Below are 17,860 nucleotides of genomic sequence, written 5' to 3'. Positions count from 1 at the left end.
AACTTTTCATCATGCACCAGATTACTCTCCGTGCCGGCCTGGAACGGAAATCCTTTGCTTCGCGTGCGTGCGCCGCAGTGAAACTGCATGCGCGCGCGCTGGTATCGCCGCGCCTGACACAGGGCTGGCTCGACGTGCTCAACTCCCATCCGGCGCTGGCTGCCATTGCAACATTGCAGCCGCGCCTGCTCCACAAAATCTATCGTCCCTATCTTAGCGCCCGTCTCAACCGCAGCGCGCGACTGGACGCGCTGGCCAGCCATTACCGCTTCGTGCTGCAGCACGGTCTGGCGCCGCTGACGGCGCAGGCCATCCGCGGCGGGGTTGAACTGGCGGCGTTTACCGGCAAGTCCGGCGCGCAGTACACGGTCGTGCTGCACGCGATCGTGCCGATGGAGCGGGAAGGCGAACTGGTCTTGCAGTTGCGCTGTAACAACGCTTTGGTGCAATCCATCGGGTTTTCTTTCCTGCTCGATGGTGCGCACGCCAGCATCGGCATCGGTTGCCTGCAAGGTCCGCAATGCGGTACCGGACTGGAACTGGCCCGCGCCGCTACCCGCGATTTACACGGCTTGCGGCCGAAAAACCTGCTGGTGCGCCTGGTGCATCAATTGGGCTTTGCCTATGGCTGCTGCCAGATGCTGATGGTTAGCAATGATAATCGTCCCGTGCGCAAACAGTTGCGCAAAGGCCGGGTCCACGCCGATTACGATGCGTTCTGGCAAGAAATGGGCGCCGTCCAGCGCGGCGATGGCGACTATGCGCTGCGCTGCATGCCGTTGCTGCCGCCGGACCTGGACAGCATCCCGTCGAAAAAGCGGGCCGAAGCGCGCCGCCGCCATGACTTGCTGGGCGACGTGGTGGCGATGGTGCTGGACGGCATGACGCGCCCGCGCCTGGCAAATGTTGCCGTGGCGCCAGTGCCTGTGGAAGCCGCCAATACGGCGGTGCTGGCGGCGGCATAGAAACGATGACATAAACGCCATCCGGCCCCGAGGCGCGGTAGAATCCCTGTGCAAGCCAAGTTTAATCCCACAGGAGGAAACGCGATGCGTCTTGATATCTACCAACGAGCCGAACACGATGGCATTCTGTCCTATCTGGCCGTGCCGGAAGGAAAACCAATTCCCCAGGAAGCGATCAATACAGACTGGCAGCCCGCCACCAAGGCCCTGGAAGTCGACGATGGCGTTACCGCGCTCCCCCAGTACCATATTGAACGGCCGATGCAGCAAATCGGCGATAAAGGCTACGCCATTACCGGACTGAAGGATATGTAAACGTAGGGCGGTTTTCGCCGGGGCGAAAGCCGCCATGCTGGCGCCGCCTCCAGCGCACGCCATACCCATGACGCACGCATGGCGGCTTGATGAAACCAATCCGCCCTACAGATTTACAGATCAGCCCACCCACGGTGTGTAATCAAACCCATTGGCTATGGTTTTGATTACCAGTTCCTTGTTTTCAGTGCCTTCACTGAAAAACGCCAGCACTTCGCTGCGCGTGGCGCCGCCGCTGTTCATGACCCCCACCCAGTAATCCAGCCCGGCCTGCTCGGGCGCGCGGTGCAGCACGTTGTTGTACAGCTTGGTGATATACGCCAGGTTGGTGGGGTTGCTGCCATACAGGTCGGCAAATTCCTTGCTGGCGACAAAGCTGGCCGCCACGTCGCGCTGGCTGACGCCCTTGTCCATCTGGCTGATCCAGTAGCCCAGGCCCGCCAGGTCCGGCGTGCGGTCAAACGCGGCCTGATAAACGCGGTACGCCTGGCCGCCAACGCCGTCGATATCGAGCCCGACCATCTTGTCGCCAAACTTCAGGCGTTCCACGTTGACCAGCTGGTCGATACCGCCCGTGCCCACCGTGTCCGTCACCGAGAAACCGGCGCTGGTGGCTTTGACGGTGAAATTCGCGCGGTTGCCGCTGAACGCCACGGTATCGGCGCCAGCGCCGGCATCGATGTAATTGTTGCCGCTGGTGGCAGTCAGCGTATCGCCGCCCGTGGAACCGGACAGGTTCAGCGTGCTGGCAATCGTCACCGACCTGGCGGCGGAAGCGGCTGATGTATTGCCGGCAGCATCGCTGGCCCTGGCCGTGACGCTGTGGCTGCCGTTGCTCAGCACGTCGGGCGTGAAACTCCACGCACCGTTGGCGCCGGCCGTGGCCGTGCCCAGGCTGCCGGCGCCATCGAACACTTCGACTTTCGCCCCCGCTTCGGCAATGCCGGAAAACAGCGGGCGGTTGGTGGCGCTGCCGGTACTTACGTTCAGGGTGGGCGCGTCCGGCGGTGTCGTGTCGGCGAGCACGACCGACACCGATTTCGCCGTGGACGCGGCCGACGTATTGCCTGCCGCATCGGTCGCCTTGGCGGTAATGCTATGGGTGCCGCCCGCCAGGTCCGATGGCGTCAGACTCCAGGCGCCGCTGCTGTTGGCGGTGGCCGTGCCCAGGCTGGTGCTGCCATCGAACACTTCAACCTTGGCGGACGCTTCCGTCACGCCGGAAAACACGGGGCGGCTGCTGGAAACGCCCGTCCCCACCGTCAAGGTCGGCACCACGGGCGGCGTGGTATCGACCGTCACGGATTTCGCGGTGGACGCCGCCGACGTATTGCCTGCCGCATCGGTGGCTTTGGCGGTAATCGTGTGGGTGCCGTCGGTCAGCGACGACGGCGTCAATGTCCACGCGCCGCTGCTGTTGGCGGTGGCCGTGCCGAGGCTGGTGCTGCCGTCAAACACTTCGACCTTGGCGCCCGCTTCCGTCGTGCCGGAAAACACGGGACGGGCGTTCGACGTGCCGGCGCCCACCGTCAGGGTCGGCGCCGTGGGCGGCGTCGTGTCAGCCGTCAGGCTGGACAGGGAAATCGTGCCGTCCGTGAACCGCAGCATTTCCATGTTGGTCAGCGTATCCGTGCCTTCCGCACCCGCCACCGTCCACGTGGTGGAATTCACCTGCGTCATCGTGTAAGCGCTACGCGCGCCGTTGTAATACGCGGTATCGGTGCCGGCGCCGCCGTTCAGGATATCGTTGCCGCCATCGCCTTCCAGCGTGTCGTTGGCGGAGGTGCCCGTCAGGGTGTCGACTACGCTGGTGCCGGCCAGCCAGCGGGCGCCCGAGGTGGAATTGACACCCAGCGTGCCGGCCAGGCCGTCGCCGCCATACAGCCACTTCAGGGCGGCAATGTCATATTCCTGGAACACGGATTTGTGGCTGCCCACCTGGGTGTACGACATCAGCGTGTACGCGGTGGTGTCGACCGCGGTCGGCAAATTCGGGCTGTCGTCAAACGGGTGCTTCAGGCCCAGCATGTGACCCAGTTCATGCAGCAATGTTTCATAGCCCTGCCCGCCTGCCGCCAGGTTCGCGTTCTCGTTGCCCCACTCCACGTTATCCATGTAGATATACGCGCTGGCTTCGTATGCCGTCACCACATTGTTCTGGTTATACGAATAGTTGTAACTGGAACTGCACAGGCCCGCCACCTGGGCGCCATCGATATTGGCGTTGGCAAAATGCACCTGCGCCAGCGACGTGTTGGTGGTTTCCGTGAACGTGATGCCCGTCAGTTGCGCGATGTACGCCATCGCCGTCCGGGTGGCCGATTGCTGGGACGTGCTGAATGCCAGCGGTGCGCTGAGGATGTCGCTATTGCCACTTTCGTTATTGCCGGCGACGGAAAACGTGTAATAAATCGTGTTGCTGGCCGGCGTCAGGTAATTCCAGTTGGGGGAATTACTGAGCAGCGCATCGATGTAAGTCAGGCCGGACGAGGTAATGCTGGTGACTTGGGTGACAGTAGCCATGGCGGGAATCACTGAGGAGTATCAAAGTCCCCTCAGTATTTCCTTGAGTCATGTCAAAGTCAATCGCAGAAGATTAATACTCCGCCGTTAATACTCGACCGCGACTTCCCGCGCGCCCAGCACTTGTTCCAATGACAGCTTCAGCGCGTCGGACGGCGCCACCCGCCAGTCATCACCCAGTTGCAGCACGCAATCGACCCCTTGCGGTTGCACGCGCATGGCCATTGGCAAACCATTGGCGTCACGGTACGGCTCCAGCACTTCACGCACTTTGGCCGACGTCACCGTGGTCGGCAGCGAGCAGGCGAACTGGTGACCGAACTGGCTGCGCGCCGTGATGATGTCGTACACCTTTTCCGCGGAAATACGCAGGCCGCCGGAGAATCGGTCTTCCGACACTTTACCGACCACGGCCAGGAATTCGTCATCCTTGAACATGCGCTTGTTCTCATCGAACACTTCGCTGTACACCGTGACTTCCACCACCGCGCTCTTGTCGTCCAGGGTGATGATGTACAGCTTGCCACGCTGCGTCATTTGCGGCCGGATGCCGGTAATCACGCCGCACAGCATGCGCGGCTCGCGCGACGGTTCCAGGTCCGCCAGCCTGGTGCGGGCAAAGCGGCGCGCTTCCGGCGCGTACGAATCGAACATGTGGCCGGACAGATAAAAGCCCAGCGCGGTCTTTTCCTCGGCCAGCTTTTGCCGGTCCGTGAACGGCGTGGCTTTCACGTATTCCGGTGGCGCCACCAGGTCGGAATCGTCGCCGCCAAACAGGCTGACCTGGTTCGCGGCCTTGGCTTCCTGTTCCGCGCATTCCATGGCGAAGCTAACGGAGGCTAACAGGATCGCGCGGTCGACATTCAGGCAGTCAAACGCGCCGCTCTTGATCAGCGCTTCAATGGTGCGGCGGTTGATCTGCTTTTTATCGACCCGCTTGCAGAAGTCGAACAGGCTGACAAACGGCCCGCCCGATTCGCGCGCCGCGATGATCGCTTCGATCGCATTCTGTCCGGCGCCCTTGACGCCGCCCAGGCCGTAGCGGATCTGCGTGACTTTCTTGCCCGTGACGGATGGCGGCGGGCCGTCCGGACGGAAGCGGTACGACGACTGGTTGACGTCCGGCGGCAGGATGGTCAGGCCGCAAATCTCGATCGAATCCTCGACCAGGATTTTCACCTTTTCCGTATCGTCCATGGCCAGCGACATGTTGGCTGCCATGAACGCGGCCGGATGGTGCGCCTTCAAATACGCGGTGTGGTACGACAGCAGCGCATACGCGGCGGCGTGCGATTTATTAAAACCGTAGCCCGCGAACTTTTCCATCAAGTCGAAGATCTCGTCGGCCTTCTCGGTCGACAAGCCATCCTTGGCGGCGCCCGCGCGGAAGATTTCGCGGTGTTCCGCCATCTCTTCCGCTTTCTTCTTACCCATCGCCCGGCGCAGCATGTCCGCGCCGCCCAGCGAGTAGCCGCCGACGATCTGCGCCATCTGCATCACCTGCTCCTGATACACCATGATGCCGTAGGTTTCCGACAAAATGGATTCAGTGCGGGGATCCGGGTATTCGAATTTCTCGCCGTGCTTACGCTTGCAGAAGTCCGGGATCAGGTCCATCGGACCCGGACGGTACAGCGCCACCAGCGCGATAATGTCCTCGAAGCGGTCGGGACGCGCATCTTTCAGCATGCCCTGCATGCCGCGCGACTCCAGCTGGAACACGGCGACGGTTTTCGCCTTGGTCAGCAAGTCATACGATGCGCGGTCCGTCAGCGGCAGCTTGGCCAGGTCGAAATCGGCCATGGCGGGATCGAGGTCCTTGATGTACGTGACGGCGCGGTCCAGGATCGTCAGGGTAGTTAAACCCAAAAAGTCGAACTTCACCAGGCCGACAGCCTCCACGTCGTCCTTGTCGAACTGCGACACGACGCCGGTATCGCCGGACTGCGTGTACAGCGGGCAGAAGTCGGTCAGCTTGCCGGGGGCGATCAGCACGCCGCCGGCGTGCATGCCGATGTTACGGGTGATGCCTTCGACCTGCTGCGCCAGGTCCAGCAACTGGCGCACTTCCTCTTCGTTTTCCTGGCGCTCCTTGAGCATCGGTTCTTCTTCGATCGCATCGGCAATCGAGACCGGCTTGCCCGGCTTGAATGGAATCAGTTTCGACACGCCGTCGCAGAACATGTAGCCGAAGTCCATCACGCGGCCCACGTCGCGGATCGCGCCCTTGGCCGCCATGGTACCGAACGTGGCGATCTGCGACACCGCTTCGCGGCCGTACAGGTCCTTCACGTGCTGGATCACCAGTTCGCGCTTTTCCTGACAAAAGTCAATGTCGAAGTCGGGCATCGAAACGCGTTCCGGGTTCAGGAAACGCTCGAACAGCAGGTTGTATTTCAGCGGATCCAGGTCGGTAATCTTCAGCGCATACGCGACCAGCGAACCCGCGCCGGAACCCCGGCCCGGGCCGATCGGCACGCCATTGTTCTTGCCCCACTGGATAAATTCCGCAACGATCAGGAAGTAGCCGGGGAACTTCATCTTGATGATGGTTTCGTTCTCGAACTTCAGGCGCGCTTCGTAGCGCGGGCGTTCCTTTTCGCGTTTTTCCGGGTCGGGGAACAATTGCAGCAGGCGCTCTTCCAGGCCCTTCTGCGTTTCCGCGACGAGGAATTCATCGATGGTCATGCCCGGCGTCGGGAAGTTCGGCAACTGCGGCTTGCCCAGGGTCAGCGTCAGGTTGCAGCGCTTGGCGATTTCCACCGTGTTTTGCAACGCGCCCGGCAAATCGTGGAACAGTTCGCGCATTTCCGCCTGCGTCAGGAAACGCATCTGTTCATTGAAGCGTTTCACGCGCTTGGCGTTGGCGATCATTTCGCCTTCGGCGATACAGATACGGGCTTCGTGCGCGATGTATTCGTCTTTCGACATGAACTGCACCGGGTGCGTGGCCACCACCGGCAAGCCCAGGCGGGACGCCAGCGCCACGGACTGGCGCACCTGCACTTCCTGGTTCGGCTGGCCCGCGCGCTGGATCTCGACATAGAAATGGCCTGGGAAAATATCCGCCCATTTTTGCGCCTGGCGCTCGGCCAGTTCGATGTTGCCGTTGTCAATGGCCTGGCCGATGTCGCCGAACTGCGCACCGGACAGCGCGATCAGCGCATTGCGCGGGTCTTCGCCCGGCAGCAGCGGGTATTCCTTGTTGGGCAAGTCGCGCAGCCACTCGGTACGGATTTCCGCGCGGCCCTTGTACGTGTTGTTCAGCCACGCTTCCGACAGCAATTCGCACAGCTGCAAATAGCCCATGCGGTTTTTCGCGTAAAGCATGATGCGGAACGGCTTGTCGCGGTTTTCATCGTTGGTGATCCACGCATCGACGCCCACCACCGGCTTGACGCCCTTGCCGCGCGCCGCCTTGTAGAAGCGCACCATGCAAAACAGGTTGGCCAGGTCGGTCACCGCCAGCGCGCCCTGCTTGTCCTTGGCGGCGGCCTTGACGACGTCGTCGATCCGCACCAGGCCATCGACAATCGAGTATTCCGTGTGCACCCGCAGATGGACGAAATCGGGGCCTGGAGGCGCCACCACCACGTCCGTGCCGTGTTCCTGCTCGCTGACTGCCATGTTCATTTACTGCTCACAATCCTAGACAAAATATCCTGTTATTTTAACGCGCCGCCATGCGTGCGGCGGCCTGGACCGGCTTCGCGTCGCCGTAACTGCGGCGCAGGCGCAGGAACGGTTCTTCGATCACGTTGTAGCTCAGCGCCGACACCGCCCACGTGGCGCCATACACCAGCGGCAGCCAGAGCAGCGCGTCACGCAGCTTGTCGCCCGTGATGGCGGGCAGGCCGAAATTCACTGCCAGCAAATGGATCATCGCCATGTGCAGCAGGTAAAACGAAAAACTGATCTTGCCGCCATGGTCCAGTACGCGCGCCAGCGGCTTGGGCAATTCCTTGCCGAACGTGGTCCAGGCCACGATCAGCAGGCTCCATCCGGCCGCTTCCAGCATCGACCACCAGATCCAGAACGTGGCATGGGTGGCCGGGTCAAATTTTGCGAATTTGCTTTGCAGCGCGCTATCGAAGACCACCACCGCCAGCGCCACCGGCAACAGCACGTTGCCATAGCGGCGCAAGGCGGCGCCATGGCGCGCCACCAGCAGTGCGGCCAGCATCCCGATCAAGAACTGGTCGAAGCGCCCCACCAGCGTGCTGAAATACATCAGCGTGCTTTTTTCATTGACGGTGAAGGCGGCCAGCTTGAAGAACACCATCAATGCCAGCAACTTCAGCAGATAGCGGGGTCCCTGCTCCAGCGTAAAGCGGGCCAGGAAAGGGAATACCAGGTAAAACGTGAATTCAACGGAAATGCTCCATGCCGCGCCCGTCACCGGCGTATACGACGTGGGCGCCAGCCCCAGGTTGGTCGACAGCACGTACAGCACATCCTGCGGCGCAAACTTGTCGCGGCCAATCGCCGTGGCCAGCATAAAGATCGTCAAAAACAGGGGCAGGATGCGCAGGCATCGGTTGCGCATGAAGTCGCGGTAGTGCAGGTGTTGCTGGTGCAACGCGATCTGCATGAACAGGAAACCGGACAGCGCAAAGAACAGCCCGACGCCGGTATGCCCTTCCGTCACCAGCCCGAACCAGTTCGACGCCAGCGGCGTTCCGCCCTGGCCACGGTATTCCAGGTAATAGTGAAACAGGAATACCAGCGTGGCAGCCAGCCAGCGCAACTGGTCGATGCGGGGGTTGTAGGGCAGATTGAGCGACTTCATCGGCGGACGGTTCCGGGACGGCGGGGAAACGACCATTATACTGTCCGGGCATGCTGATCTATAATGCTCAATTATTCCGCATTTCCCCGATTATCAGCCATGTCTACCGTAGCATCCAGTAACGACACCCAGGGTGCGCAATTTGTCAATATTGCCGCCTACAAATTCATTACTTTCAACGACCTGGAAGAGCAGCGTCCCCGCTACCAGGAAATCTGCGCCCGCCTGGGCTTGAAGGGAACCATCCTGCTGACGCCGGAAGGCATCAACATGTTCCTGTCCGGCACCCGCGCCAACATCGACGAATACCTCGCCTGGCTGCGCCAGGACGCCCGCTTCACGGATATCGAAGTGAAGGAAAGCTTGTCGGCGGAACAATCGCACAAGCGCATGCTGGTCAAGATCAAGTCGGAAATCATCACCATGCGCATGCCGCTGATCAAGCCGGAAGAAGGCCGCGCCCCGCACGTGGAAGCGAAGACCCTCAAGCGCTGGCTGGACCAGGGCCATGATGACAACGGCAAGCCGGTGGTGATGGTCGATACCCGTAACGATTTCGAAGTGGATGTCGGCACGTTCGACAACACGGTCGATTACCGCATCAGGAAATTCACGGAATTCCCGGCCGTGATCGAAGAACACAAGGCCGACTTCGAAGGCAAGACCGTGGTGACGTTCTGCACCGGCGGCATCCGCTGCGAAAAAGCCGCGATCCACATGCAGAACATTGGCTACGACAATGTGTATCAGCTGGAAGGCGGCATCCTCAAGTATTTCGAGGAAGTGGGCGGCGCCCATTACACGGGGGATTGCTTCGTCTTCGATTACCGCACCGCGCTGAACCCGAAACTGGAACCGACGGAAACCGTGCAATGCTTCAATTGCCGCGCCGTGGTGACGCCGCGCGAACAGTTGTCGCCGCTGTATGTGTATGAGAAGTCATGCCCGCATTGCGCTGAACAGGCGAATGTATCAGCCGCTGACGACGCCTCGCACGCAGCGGCATAAGCAGTCGTTTGAAAGAAAAAGCCCGGCTCAAAAACCCGGGCTTTCTTTACTTCGTCAGTAACCAACGCAACAACCTGACTGGCATGGTCCTCACCGCACACCAGGTTCTGACTCCCACCCGGAAAAAATGCGTTCCATCTGAAACACCATTGCAGGCATTATGAAAATAGCAATCGCCGGCGCCGGATACGTGGGCCTCGCAAACGGGGTGCTCCTGGCACAGCACCATGAAGTCGTCGTGCTCGATCTGTCACCTGACAAGGTCGAATTGCTGAACCGCCGGCAGTCCCCCATCCAGGACCTGGAGTTGCAGGACTACCTGCGCACCCGGCAATTGAATATCCGCGCCACGCTGGACGCGGCGGATGCCTATCGGGATGCGGACTACGTCGTCATTGCCACTCCGACCGATTACGATGCCATCACAAAGGTCTTTGATACACGCTCGGTCGAAGCGGTGATTGGAGATGTGATTGCGATCAATCCTGGCGCCACCATCGTGATCAAGTCGACTGTTCCGGTCGGCTATACCGCGAAAATCCGGCAAATTTTCGGGGTGGAGAATCTTATTTTTTCACCCGAGTTCTTACGCGAGGGGCGTGCGCTCCACGACACCTTGCATCCATCGCGCATCGTGGTGGGCGAGCGTTCCCGGCGTGCCGAAATGTTCGCTGCGCTCTTGGCGGAAGGCGCGGTGCAGAAGGATATCCCGGTGCTCTTCACCGACTCCTGCGAGGCGGAAGCCATCAAGCTATTTGCCAATGCCTACCTGGCATTGCGGGTGTCCTATTTCAATGAACTCGATACCTTTGCGGCGAGCCATGGCCTCGATTCCCGTCAGATTATCGAGGGCGTCGGACTCGATACGCGCATCGGCGCGCACTACAATAATCCTTCATTCGGATACGGCGGGTATTGCCTGCCCAAAGACACGCGACAGTTGCTGGCGAATTACCGTGATGTACCGCAGAATCTGATCGGCGCCATCGTCAAATCCAATGAGACGCGCATGGACTTCATCGCCGAGGATATTTTGCGCGGCAAACCCAACACCGTCGGCGTATTCGGCCTCACCATGAAAGCGGGGGCAAGCAATTTCCGCGCTTCGGCTGTGCTCGGTGTAATGCAACGGCTACGTGCGGCAGGTGTCGCGGTCCTCGTGCATGAGCCGCTGCTCAGTCAGCCTGCGTACCTGGACTGTACCGTCGTCAATGACGTGGCGGCGTTCAAGCACGCCTCTGAACTGATTATTGCCAACCGAAATTCGCGGATACTGGACGATGTGGCCGCCAAGGTCTACACGCGCGACCTTTTTGGAATCGATTGAGGGCACATGGACCTGAACATCAACGATGCGCTGGACCGTGTCATCGCCAACCCCTACGCCAGCCATTGCTGGATCGCCTTGCGTCGCGCGGTCGGCGCCGAATGGACCGCGCAGGCACGGGACGACGTGGTGCAGCGGCTGGCTGAAGCGGTCCGGCAACCCGGCCTGCCCCAGTTCTACAAGGCGATGGTGCTGGATGTGTTGACCGGCGACCCGCAGTGGCTTTGCGAGGCCGCCGCCACCCTGGCGGTGATGCAACCGCAAGATGCCGACCGCATGGCGGTATTTTTCAATGCTGCCTGGCAGCGCAGCCTGTTGCACGCTGTAAACCGAACCGACTTCACCGCGCGCCTTGGAACCCTCGGCTTGCCGCGCCTCGCCAGCCATATTGACGCTGCGGTGAGTGCGCAGCCGCCTGCGCCGCAACCCGAGCCTGCGCCGAAGGACCCGGCGCGCCCGATTCGGCGCGTGGCCGTGCTTGCCGCACAGTTGCTTGATCCCGGCCATCCGCCAACCCGCATGGCCCTCGACATGGTGGAGGTGCTGACGGCGCTCGGTTACGAAACCCACCTGTTCAGCGCGAATGACGCCCAGGCGCCGGACAGCGAACATTTGCTGGGGAATGGCGTGACGCCGACACTGGTCGAGACCGAGCTCGTCGGCTGGCTGCGCACCATGCCGGCCACGACCCAGGTTCACAGCTGCAATCCCGCCTATTCGGTGCGCCGGCGCTGCCATGACGTGCTGGCAAAGCTGGATGAGTTCAATCCGGACGGGCTGGTGTTCGTGGGACTTTATTCGCCCGTGGTGGCGCTTGCCAGGCGGCGCTGGCCACTGCTCGGCATGGCAACCAGTTCGATTGCCCCCATGGTGTGGAGCGACGTGTGGTTGACGGCACAGGCGCACTTGCACGGACAGTACGCATCAACGTGGGGTGGTTCGCAGCCTCCACAATTAGCCTTTTACTACCCGTTCCGCCGCTATGGCGATCCGGCACGGCGGGCGGGACGGGCCGGCGCCGGCGCCGGCGTCGGCAGTCGCATCCGCATTTTAACTGTTGGCAATGTGCTGACTTCCCGCATCGGCGGCGAGTGGGCGATGCGGATGGTGCAGTTGCTGCTTGACTACCCGCAGGTGCACTGGCACCTGCTGGGCGGCAAGGGCATTCTCCCGCCAGTCCTGGCGTCACTGCCACCAGAGCGGATCCAGGCCACGCCGCACGTGACGGACATGACGCCCCACTGGAATGATTGCGATGTCTATATTAATCCACCAGGAATGGGCGGCGGCCTGGCAGTGGCCGAGGCGATGGACGCCGGGCTGCCTGTGGTAACCTTTTCCAATACGGATGGCGGCGACAAGGTCGGTGCGGACGCCGTGGACAGCCTGGACGAATATTTTGCATTGTGTGTGGCCCTGGTCACGGACGCCCCGCAGCGCAACATGCTGGGCAGGCGTCTTGCCCAGCGCTTCGACCAGGATATCGACCTTGCGCGCGCCGCCCCCCATTTGCGCCAGGCTATGGAGTTGGCGGTGCACCGATTCCATTCCCGCCCTGATTAAACCACGCAGCTTTGCCGGAGGGCCGCACCGCGGGCACGCCGGAAAGCCGACTTGATTTTATGGATTATTGCTTTGTCTACTAAACTGGTTATTTTTGGAACAAGTAACATTCTGTCGGACTTGCTTGATGCCGCCTATTCGGTGGGCTGGAGCGTATCGACCATCGTCGTGCACGAACCGGAGTCCATCGAACCACGCAGCGTGCCGCTGCAGGAGCGGCTGGCGCGCGTGGCCGAAGTGTGGGACGCACCGCAGGTGACGACGCTCGATGCCTTTACACCGGGTGAGGGCGAGTCCTACCTGCTGGGGCCAACGACACCGCGCCGGCGCCACTTGGCTGAACTGGTGCGCCAGCGCTGGGGGCTGCGTTTTTGCACGCTGGTCCACCGCACAGCTTATGTCTCGCCGCTGGCGAAGCTGGCCGAAGGCGTTTTCGTTGGCGCCAACAGCGTCATCGCGCCGGGCACGATCCTGGATGAACATGTTTTTGTCAACCGCGGCGTCACGCTAGGCCACGATAACCGGATCGGGGCCTTTTCGCGGATTCAGCCGGGCGCCAACCTGGGCGGCCTGTCGGTATACGGTCGCGGGGTGACGGTGGGCCTGGGCGCCACGGTGCTTGAGCGCCTGTGCATCGGCGATCATGCAGTCATCGCGGGCGGCGCAGTGGTGCTGGCCGACGTGCCCGCCGCAGTGATGGTGGCCGGCGTGCCCGCAACCGTCCGCAAACAGTTGGCGCCCAACCATGACTGACACGAACTCCCCGTATTTAATCAATCTCGCGCTCACCGGCATGGTGCCGACCCGCGCCATGAGCGCCAGCGTCCCGCTGTCGCACCAGGAAATCATTGACGATATTGCGCCCGCGCTGGAACTGGGCGTGCACATGCTGCACTTGCATGCACGTGATGTGAATGGGGTCCCGACCAGCGACCCCGAACCCTTCGGGCGCCTGATCGAGAGCATACGCCAGTTGCCCGGCGGGCGAGAGGTGCTCGTTTGCATCACGACCAGTGGCCGAAACGATCCCGGCTTTGCGTCGCGCTCGCGGGTACTGGACTTGGATGGCGACATGAAGCCGGACATGGCCAGCTTGACGCTGAGCTCACTAAACTTCACCGGACAAGCCAGCATCAATGCGCCGGAAACCATCCGGGCCCTTGCGGCGCGCATGCTGGAACGGGGCATCCGTCCAGAGCTGGAAGTATTTGACCTCGGCATGGCCAATTTTTTGCACGTGCTGATCAAAGAGAAACTCGTGCACGCGCCCTGCTATGTCAACATGCTTCTAGGGAACATTGCAGGAGCGCAGGCCAATCCCATGCAGTTTGCGGCGCTTCGGCAGCATATTCCCGAACAGGCGGTGGTTGCCGTTGCCGGACTCGGACATACCCAGCTGACGGCGAACACGCTCGGTTTGCTGTTTGCCGACGGTATTCGCACGGGCCTTGAAGACAATCTATGGCTGGACCGCGAGCGCCGCCAGCCAGCGACCAACCTGGCCTTGGTACGGCGCGCCATCGCGCTGGCCGATACGCTGCAGCGTCCGCTGGCGTCGCGTCAATGGGTACGTGCGAGGTTGGGCTGTGACTGATTTTTTGCCTTTTGCACGTCCGTCGATAGACGAGGCAACGATCGAGCAGGTCGTTGCCGTGTTGCGCTCTGGCTGGCTGACCGGCGGCCCGCAAGTGCGCGCATTCGAGGCAGCGCTGGCCACCTATTGCGGCGGCCGCACGGTGCGCGTGATGAACTCGGGGACCGCCGCATTGGCACTGGCGCTGCAACTGGCTGACGTCGGCCAGGGCGACGTTGTGATCACCACGCCGCTGACCTGGGTGGCGACCGCCAATGTGATTGTGCAGGCCGGTGCGCGGCCCCGCTTTGTCGATGTGGACCCGGTCACGCGCAATCTCGACCTGCGCCTGGCGGCGGACGCGGTCACACCGGAGGTGCGTGCCATCATGCCGGTCGACCTGGCCGGGCTCCCCGTGGATCGGGACGCACTGTATGGCTTGGCGCACCGTCACGGCTTGCGCGTGATCGAAGATGCCGCGCAGTCGTTCGGCGCGCAGTCGTGTGGCCAGCCGGTTGGCGCAACGGGAGACTTCGTTGCGTTCAGCTTCCATGCCAACAAAAACATCACCACCGGGGAAGGCGGCGCCCTGGTGCTGCCGCCGGATATGGACCCTGCGCGATGCGAGCGTTTGCGCCTGCTCGGCGTCCAGCGGTTTGACGATGGCACCCTGGATATCGATGAAATGGGCTTCAAGGCGAACATGTCGGACGTTGCCGCCGTGATCGGCCTGGGACAACTGGCACGCGTGGCCGAGATTACGCAACTGCGGCGCATGCTGGCCCAAGACTATTTTGCGGGCCTGCCGCAGGATCGCGGCCTGGTCTTGCCGCAGGCCGACTTCACCGGCTCGAACTGGCATATGTTCCAGGTGTTGTTGCCGGATAATACCGATCGCGCGGCAGTGATACGCGCCCTGCGCGCATTGGGTATCGGCGCCGGCGTGCATTATCCGGCGGTTCACCTGTATACTGCCTACCGGCGCCTGGGGTACGCCCCCGGCGACTTCCCCATCGCGGAAAATATTGCGCGCCGCATCCTCACTCTGCCCCTGCATCCCCAGATGATCACCGCCGATGTCCTGCGTGTCTGCGACGCTCTGCAAAAAGTACTTCCATGACAAAAAAAATTCTTATTCTTGGGGCCAATGGTTTCATTGGCCATCACTTATCGCGCCGCATACTGGACACCACCACGTGGGAAGTTCATGCGATGGACATTGCACAGGATCGGCTGAGCGAACAGTTAAGCCATCCACGCTTTCATTTTTTCAAGGGCGACATCCGGCTCGAGCAGGCGTGGATCGACGCGCACATCCAGCTGTGCGATATCATCCTGCCGCTGGTGGCGATTGCAACGCCCGCCACCTATATCTCGGACCCGCTGTCGGTCTTTGAACTGGATTTCGAAGCGAATTTGCCGATTGTCCGTGCCACCGTCAAGCATGGCAAGCGCCTGGTCTTCCCTTCCACGTCGGAAGTGTACGGCATGAGCACGGATGAGGAATTCAATCCGGAAACGACGCAGCTGGTGTATGGCCCGGTAACAAAATCACGCTGGATCTACGCCTGTTCGAAACAACTGATGGACCGTGTGATCTGCGCCTATGGCCAACAGCATGGCCTGCGGTTTACCCTGTTCCGCCCATTCAACTGGATCGGCCAGGGACAAGACTCGCTCGCCGCGGCGCATGAGGGTTCAAGCCGCGTTGTGACCAAGTTCTTGTACGCCATCCTTCATGGCCAGCCAATCACGCTAGTCGATGGCGGCGCGCAGCACCGCAGTTTTACGTGCATTACTGACGGGGTCGAGGCGCTGATGCGCATCCTCGCCGATACATCCGGGCTGGCTGATGGCAAGATCTACAACATCGGCAATCCGCACAACGACGTGTCGGTCGCCGAACTGGCGAACCGGATGGTGGCGATCGCTGCTGAATATCCCGCGTTGCGTGAATCGGCGGCCAAAGTGCACTTCCAGGCACTGCCGGGTACCGACGTATATGGTTCCGGCTATGAAGATCCGCGCCGGCGCATCCCCAACATCGCTGCAGCGAAAACCGATTTATCCTGGTCGCCTGAAGTCGGGCTGGATGCGGCCTTGCGTTCGATATTTACCGCGTATGACGCCTGTGCTTGAAGCACAACCGATCTAGTAACACCTCATGCGTTTTGTCCCGGGCGTGGTGGATTACGCGCGCTTCGCCCGCAAATTCACGCTACAGAAGACAGCTACTGGCATGGTCAGACTCAAAGCTTAATGCGTCGCGCGCGGTAACGCCTGCCGCAACGCGTTTTCGTAGGCGATTTTGGCGGTGGTAAACACCGCCACCTTCGACTGCATTGCGGCAATCTCCGCTTCGACAAACTTCAAGTTATTCACCTGCGTCCGCGCTTCCTCGCTCAGCGACGCCACCTTGTAGGTGACGCCGTCGACCGTGACTTCTTCTTCATCGTCCATCATTAACGGAAATACGCCGCCATTTCGCGGATGTCGGACACCGCCAGTTGGCCGGCTGCGGCGCGCAGCTTCAGGTAAGCCAGGATGTACGCATAGCGCGCCTGGGCCAGGTCACGCTCCGTGACGCTGAGCTGGCGCTGGGCATCGAGCAAATCCAGGTTGATACGCACGCCGCCCTTGATACTCTGCTCGGTCGCGGTCACCAGCAGCTTGCCGGAATCGACTGCCTTGGACAGCGCGTCGATGCGGGGCACGGCGCTGGCCAGCTGGTCATAGTCCTTGCGCAATTCCACCATGGCGCGGTCGACTTCCGACTGCAGTTCCGCCCTGGCTTTTTCGCGCCCCGCCACCGCCTGGCGCGTTGCGGCATTGACTGCACCGCCGGAATACAGCGGAATATTCAGCTGGAAACCCACGGAGCGCGTGGTGTAATCCGTATTAATCGTATTCACGGACTCCGACAAGCTCTTGGAATACGACGCCGTCACGTCCAGGCGCGGATAATGGCCGGCGCGCTGCTTGTTGACTTCCTGCTGGTTGATGTCGACCGTGAGGCGGCGCGTGCGGATTTCGTGGTTGTTATCCAGCGCGATGCGCTTCCACTCTTCAAAGCTTTGCGTTTCCATCGGGCGGCTGCGGAACTGGGGCGCCAGCCGGTCCAGTTCTCCCACCGGGCCGCCAACGATCCCTTCCAGCGTGGTGCGGGCCGAGTTCAATTGGTCCTGCGCTTCCAGCACCGCCGCTTCCGACACATCCAGGCGGGCGCGGGTTTCCAGCATATCGGTACGGGTACCCTCGCCTTTCGCATACATGCGGTCATTGACCTTCATGCGTTCGACATAGGTATCCCGTTCGCTCTTCGCCACGGCCAGCTGGTCCTGGCGGAACAGCACTTCGACATAGGCGCCCACGACGCGCAACGCCACCTGCTGCGTTTCGCTCAGCAGCGACGACTCCGCCGCCTGCTCCTGCAGCACGCCTTGCTTGTAGCGGGCCAGCGCATCGAAGTTCACCACGGTCTGGCGCAATTGCACGACACGCGACTTGCTGTTGTAGTCTTCCTGCCGCATCGGCTGCGAGCCCTGGATGATGTCACTGTGGTTCCTGCCGCCGCTGACGCTGGCGGACAGGCTGGGCAACAGGCCGGCGCGGGCAATGATCTTGTTTTCCTTGCCGCTTTCCGTGCTGTAGAACGCGGCGCGGTAAGCAGGATCGTTTTTCAAAGCCGCTTCGTACGCCTGGATCAGGCCCATGGCCGATGCGCCGGCGCCAGGCAACAGGAAAGCGGCGCCCAGCGCCGTGGCCATCAGGCCGCGTTTGGATCGCAGAAAGCTCAC

The 17,860-nt window shown here is 61.5% G+C and carries 14 protein-coding genes; 9 read left to right on the top strand and 5 right to left on the bottom strand.

Annotation, left to right across the window (positions count from 1 at the left end; genetic code table 11):
- Window positions 1-11 precede the first annotated feature (11 nt).
- A complete protein-coding gene (locus tag GJ700_RS05290) occupies window positions 12-965 on the top strand; it encodes a VirK/YbjX family protein (protein ID WP_154371629.1) in 954 nt (317 codons plus the stop codon).
- Window positions 966-1,049: 84 nt separating this feature from the next.
- On the top strand, window positions 1,050-1,280 hold the full coding sequence (locus GJ700_RS05285) for a DUF6139 family protein (RefSeq protein WP_154371628.1): 231 nt from the start codon (window positions 1,050-1,052) through the stop codon (window positions 1,278-1,280).
- Window positions 1,281-1,400: 120 nt separating this feature from the next.
- On the opposite strand, the gene GJ700_RS05280 is transcribed toward GJ700_RS05285, so the two are convergent.
- From GJ700_RS05280 to GJ700_RS05270, 3 genes are all read right to left on the bottom strand, one after another.
- Window positions 1,401-3,803: an Ig-like domain-containing protein gene (locus GJ700_RS05280; protein WP_154371627.1), complete on the bottom strand. Its 2,403-nt coding sequence runs from the start codon at window positions 3,801-3,803 to the stop codon at window positions 1,401-1,403.
- A gap of 87 nt (window positions 3,804-3,890) precedes the next feature.
- Complete coding sequence (dnaE, locus tag GJ700_RS05275) at window positions 3,891-7,436, bottom strand: DNA polymerase III subunit alpha (RefSeq protein WP_154371626.1); 3,546 nt, start codon at window positions 7,434-7,436, stop codon at window positions 3,891-3,893.
- A gap of 37 nt (window positions 7,437-7,473) precedes the next feature.
- Complete coding sequence (locus GJ700_RS05270; RefSeq protein ID WP_195763792.1) at window positions 7,474-8,592, bottom strand: acyltransferase family protein; 1,119 nt, start codon at window positions 8,590-8,592, stop codon at window positions 7,474-7,476.
- Window positions 8,593-8,691: 99 nt separating this feature from the next.
- On the opposite strand from GJ700_RS05270, the gene GJ700_RS05265 reads away from it, so the two are divergent.
- From GJ700_RS05265 to GJ700_RS05235, 7 genes are all read left to right on the top strand, one after another.
- Window positions 8,692-9,600, top strand: coding sequence for a sulfurtransferase (locus GJ700_RS05265; RefSeq protein ID WP_154371624.1), 909 nt, complete (start codon window positions 8,692-8,694; stop codon window positions 9,598-9,600).
- A gap of 160 nt (window positions 9,601-9,760) precedes the next feature.
- On the top strand, window positions 9,761-10,927 hold the full coding sequence (locus tag GJ700_RS05260; RefSeq protein ID WP_154371623.1) for a nucleotide sugar dehydrogenase: 1,167 nt from the start codon (window positions 9,761-9,763) through the stop codon (window positions 10,925-10,927).
- 6 nt (window positions 10,928-10,933) lie between these two features.
- Window positions 10,934-12,490: a glycosyltransferase gene (locus tag GJ700_RS05255; protein WP_154371622.1), complete on the top strand. Its 1,557-nt coding sequence runs from the start codon at window positions 10,934-10,936 to the stop codon at window positions 12,488-12,490.
- 72 nt (window positions 12,491-12,562) lie between these two features.
- Complete coding sequence (locus GJ700_RS05250) at window positions 12,563-13,243, top strand: LbetaH domain-containing protein (RefSeq protein ID WP_195763791.1); 681 nt, start codon at window positions 12,563-12,565, stop codon at window positions 13,241-13,243.
- Window positions 13,236-14,084, top strand: a complete 849-nt coding sequence (locus GJ700_RS05245) for a beta-keto acid cleavage family enzyme (protein ID WP_154371620.1) — start codon at window positions 13,236-13,238, stop codon at window positions 14,082-14,084. The genes GJ700_RS05250 and GJ700_RS05245 overlap by 8 nt, the downstream gene beginning before the upstream one ends.
- A 4-nt stretch (window positions 14,085-14,088) precedes the next feature.
- Window positions 14,089-15,183 carry a DegT/DnrJ/EryC1/StrS family aminotransferase gene (locus GJ700_RS05240; protein WP_154371619.1) on the top strand — a complete coding sequence of 365 codons (1,095 nt, stop codon included), beginning with the start codon at window positions 14,089-14,091 and terminating at the stop codon, window positions 15,181-15,183.
- Entirely contained in the window at window positions 15,180-16,202 is a 1,023-nt protein-coding gene (locus GJ700_RS05235; RefSeq protein ID WP_154371618.1) for a bifunctional UDP-4-keto-pentose/UDP-xylose synthase, read from the top strand. The genes GJ700_RS05240 and GJ700_RS05235 overlap by 4 nt, the downstream gene beginning before the upstream one ends.
- A 117-nt stretch (window positions 16,203-16,319) precedes the next feature.
- Here the strand turns inward: GJ700_RS05235 and GJ700_RS05230 are convergent, their stop codons facing one another.
- Together GJ700_RS05230 and GJ700_RS05225 are read right to left on the bottom strand one after the other, a co-directional pair.
- Complete coding sequence (locus tag GJ700_RS05230; protein WP_229506816.1) at window positions 16,320-16,526, bottom strand: DUF6447 family protein; 207 nt, start codon at window positions 16,524-16,526, stop codon at window positions 16,320-16,322.
- Entirely contained in the window at window positions 16,526-17,860 is a 1,335-nt protein-coding gene (locus GJ700_RS05225) for a TolC family outer membrane protein (RefSeq protein WP_371867839.1), read from the bottom strand. The genes GJ700_RS05230 and GJ700_RS05225 overlap by 1 nt, the downstream gene beginning before the upstream one ends.

Source organism: Pseudoduganella rivuli (assembly GCF_009674485.1).
Classification (GTDB): Bacteria; Pseudomonadota; Gammaproteobacteria; order Burkholderiales; family Burkholderiaceae_D; genus Rugamonas; species Rugamonas rivuli_B.
The sequence above is the reverse complement of the archived record's forward strand: the minus strand, read 5'-3'. Positions and strand labels throughout refer to the sequence as shown.

What these genes read in the sequence shown, in the direction of transcription:
- GJ700_RS05270 (WP_195763792.1), bottom strand. Translation starts at nt 8,592, where the DNA reads ATGAAGTCGCTCAATCTGCCCTACAACCCCCGCATCGACCAGTTGCGC.
- GJ700_RS05235 (WP_154371618.1), top strand. Translation starts at nt 15,180, where the DNA reads ATGACAAAAAAAATTCTTATTCTTGGGGCCAATGGTTTCATTGGCCAT.
- GJ700_RS05280 (WP_154371627.1), bottom strand. Translation starts at nt 3,803, where the DNA reads ATGGCTACTGTCACCCAAGTCACCAGCATTACCTCGTCCGGCCTGACT.
- GJ700_RS05245 (WP_154371620.1), top strand. Translation starts at nt 13,236, where the DNA reads ATGACTGACACGAACTCCCCGTATTTAATCAATCTCGCGCTCACCGGC.
- GJ700_RS05255 (WP_154371622.1), top strand. Translation starts at nt 10,934, where the DNA reads ATGGACCTGAACATCAACGATGCGCTGGACCGTGTCATCGCCAACCCC.
- GJ700_RS05285 (WP_154371628.1), top strand. Translation starts at nt 1,050, where the DNA reads ATGCGTCTTGATATCTACCAACGAGCCGAACACGATGGCATTCTGTCC.
- dnaE (WP_154371626.1), bottom strand. Translation starts at nt 7,436, where the DNA reads ATGAACATGGCAGTCAGCGAGCAGGAACACGGCACGGACGTGGTGGTG.
- GJ700_RS05260 (WP_154371623.1), top strand. Translation starts at nt 9,761, where the DNA reads ATGAAAATAGCAATCGCCGGCGCCGGATACGTGGGCCTCGCAAACGGG.
- GJ700_RS05265 (WP_154371624.1), top strand. Translation starts at nt 8,692, where the DNA reads ATGTCTACCGTAGCATCCAGTAACGACACCCAGGGTGCGCAATTTGTC.
- GJ700_RS05290 (WP_154371629.1), top strand. Translation starts at nt 12, where the DNA reads ATGCACCAGATTACTCTCCGTGCCGGCCTGGAACGGAAATCCTTTGCT.
- GJ700_RS05230 (WP_229506816.1), bottom strand. Translation starts at nt 16,526, where the DNA reads ATGATGGACGATGAAGAAGAAGTCACGGTCGACGGCGTCACCTACAAG.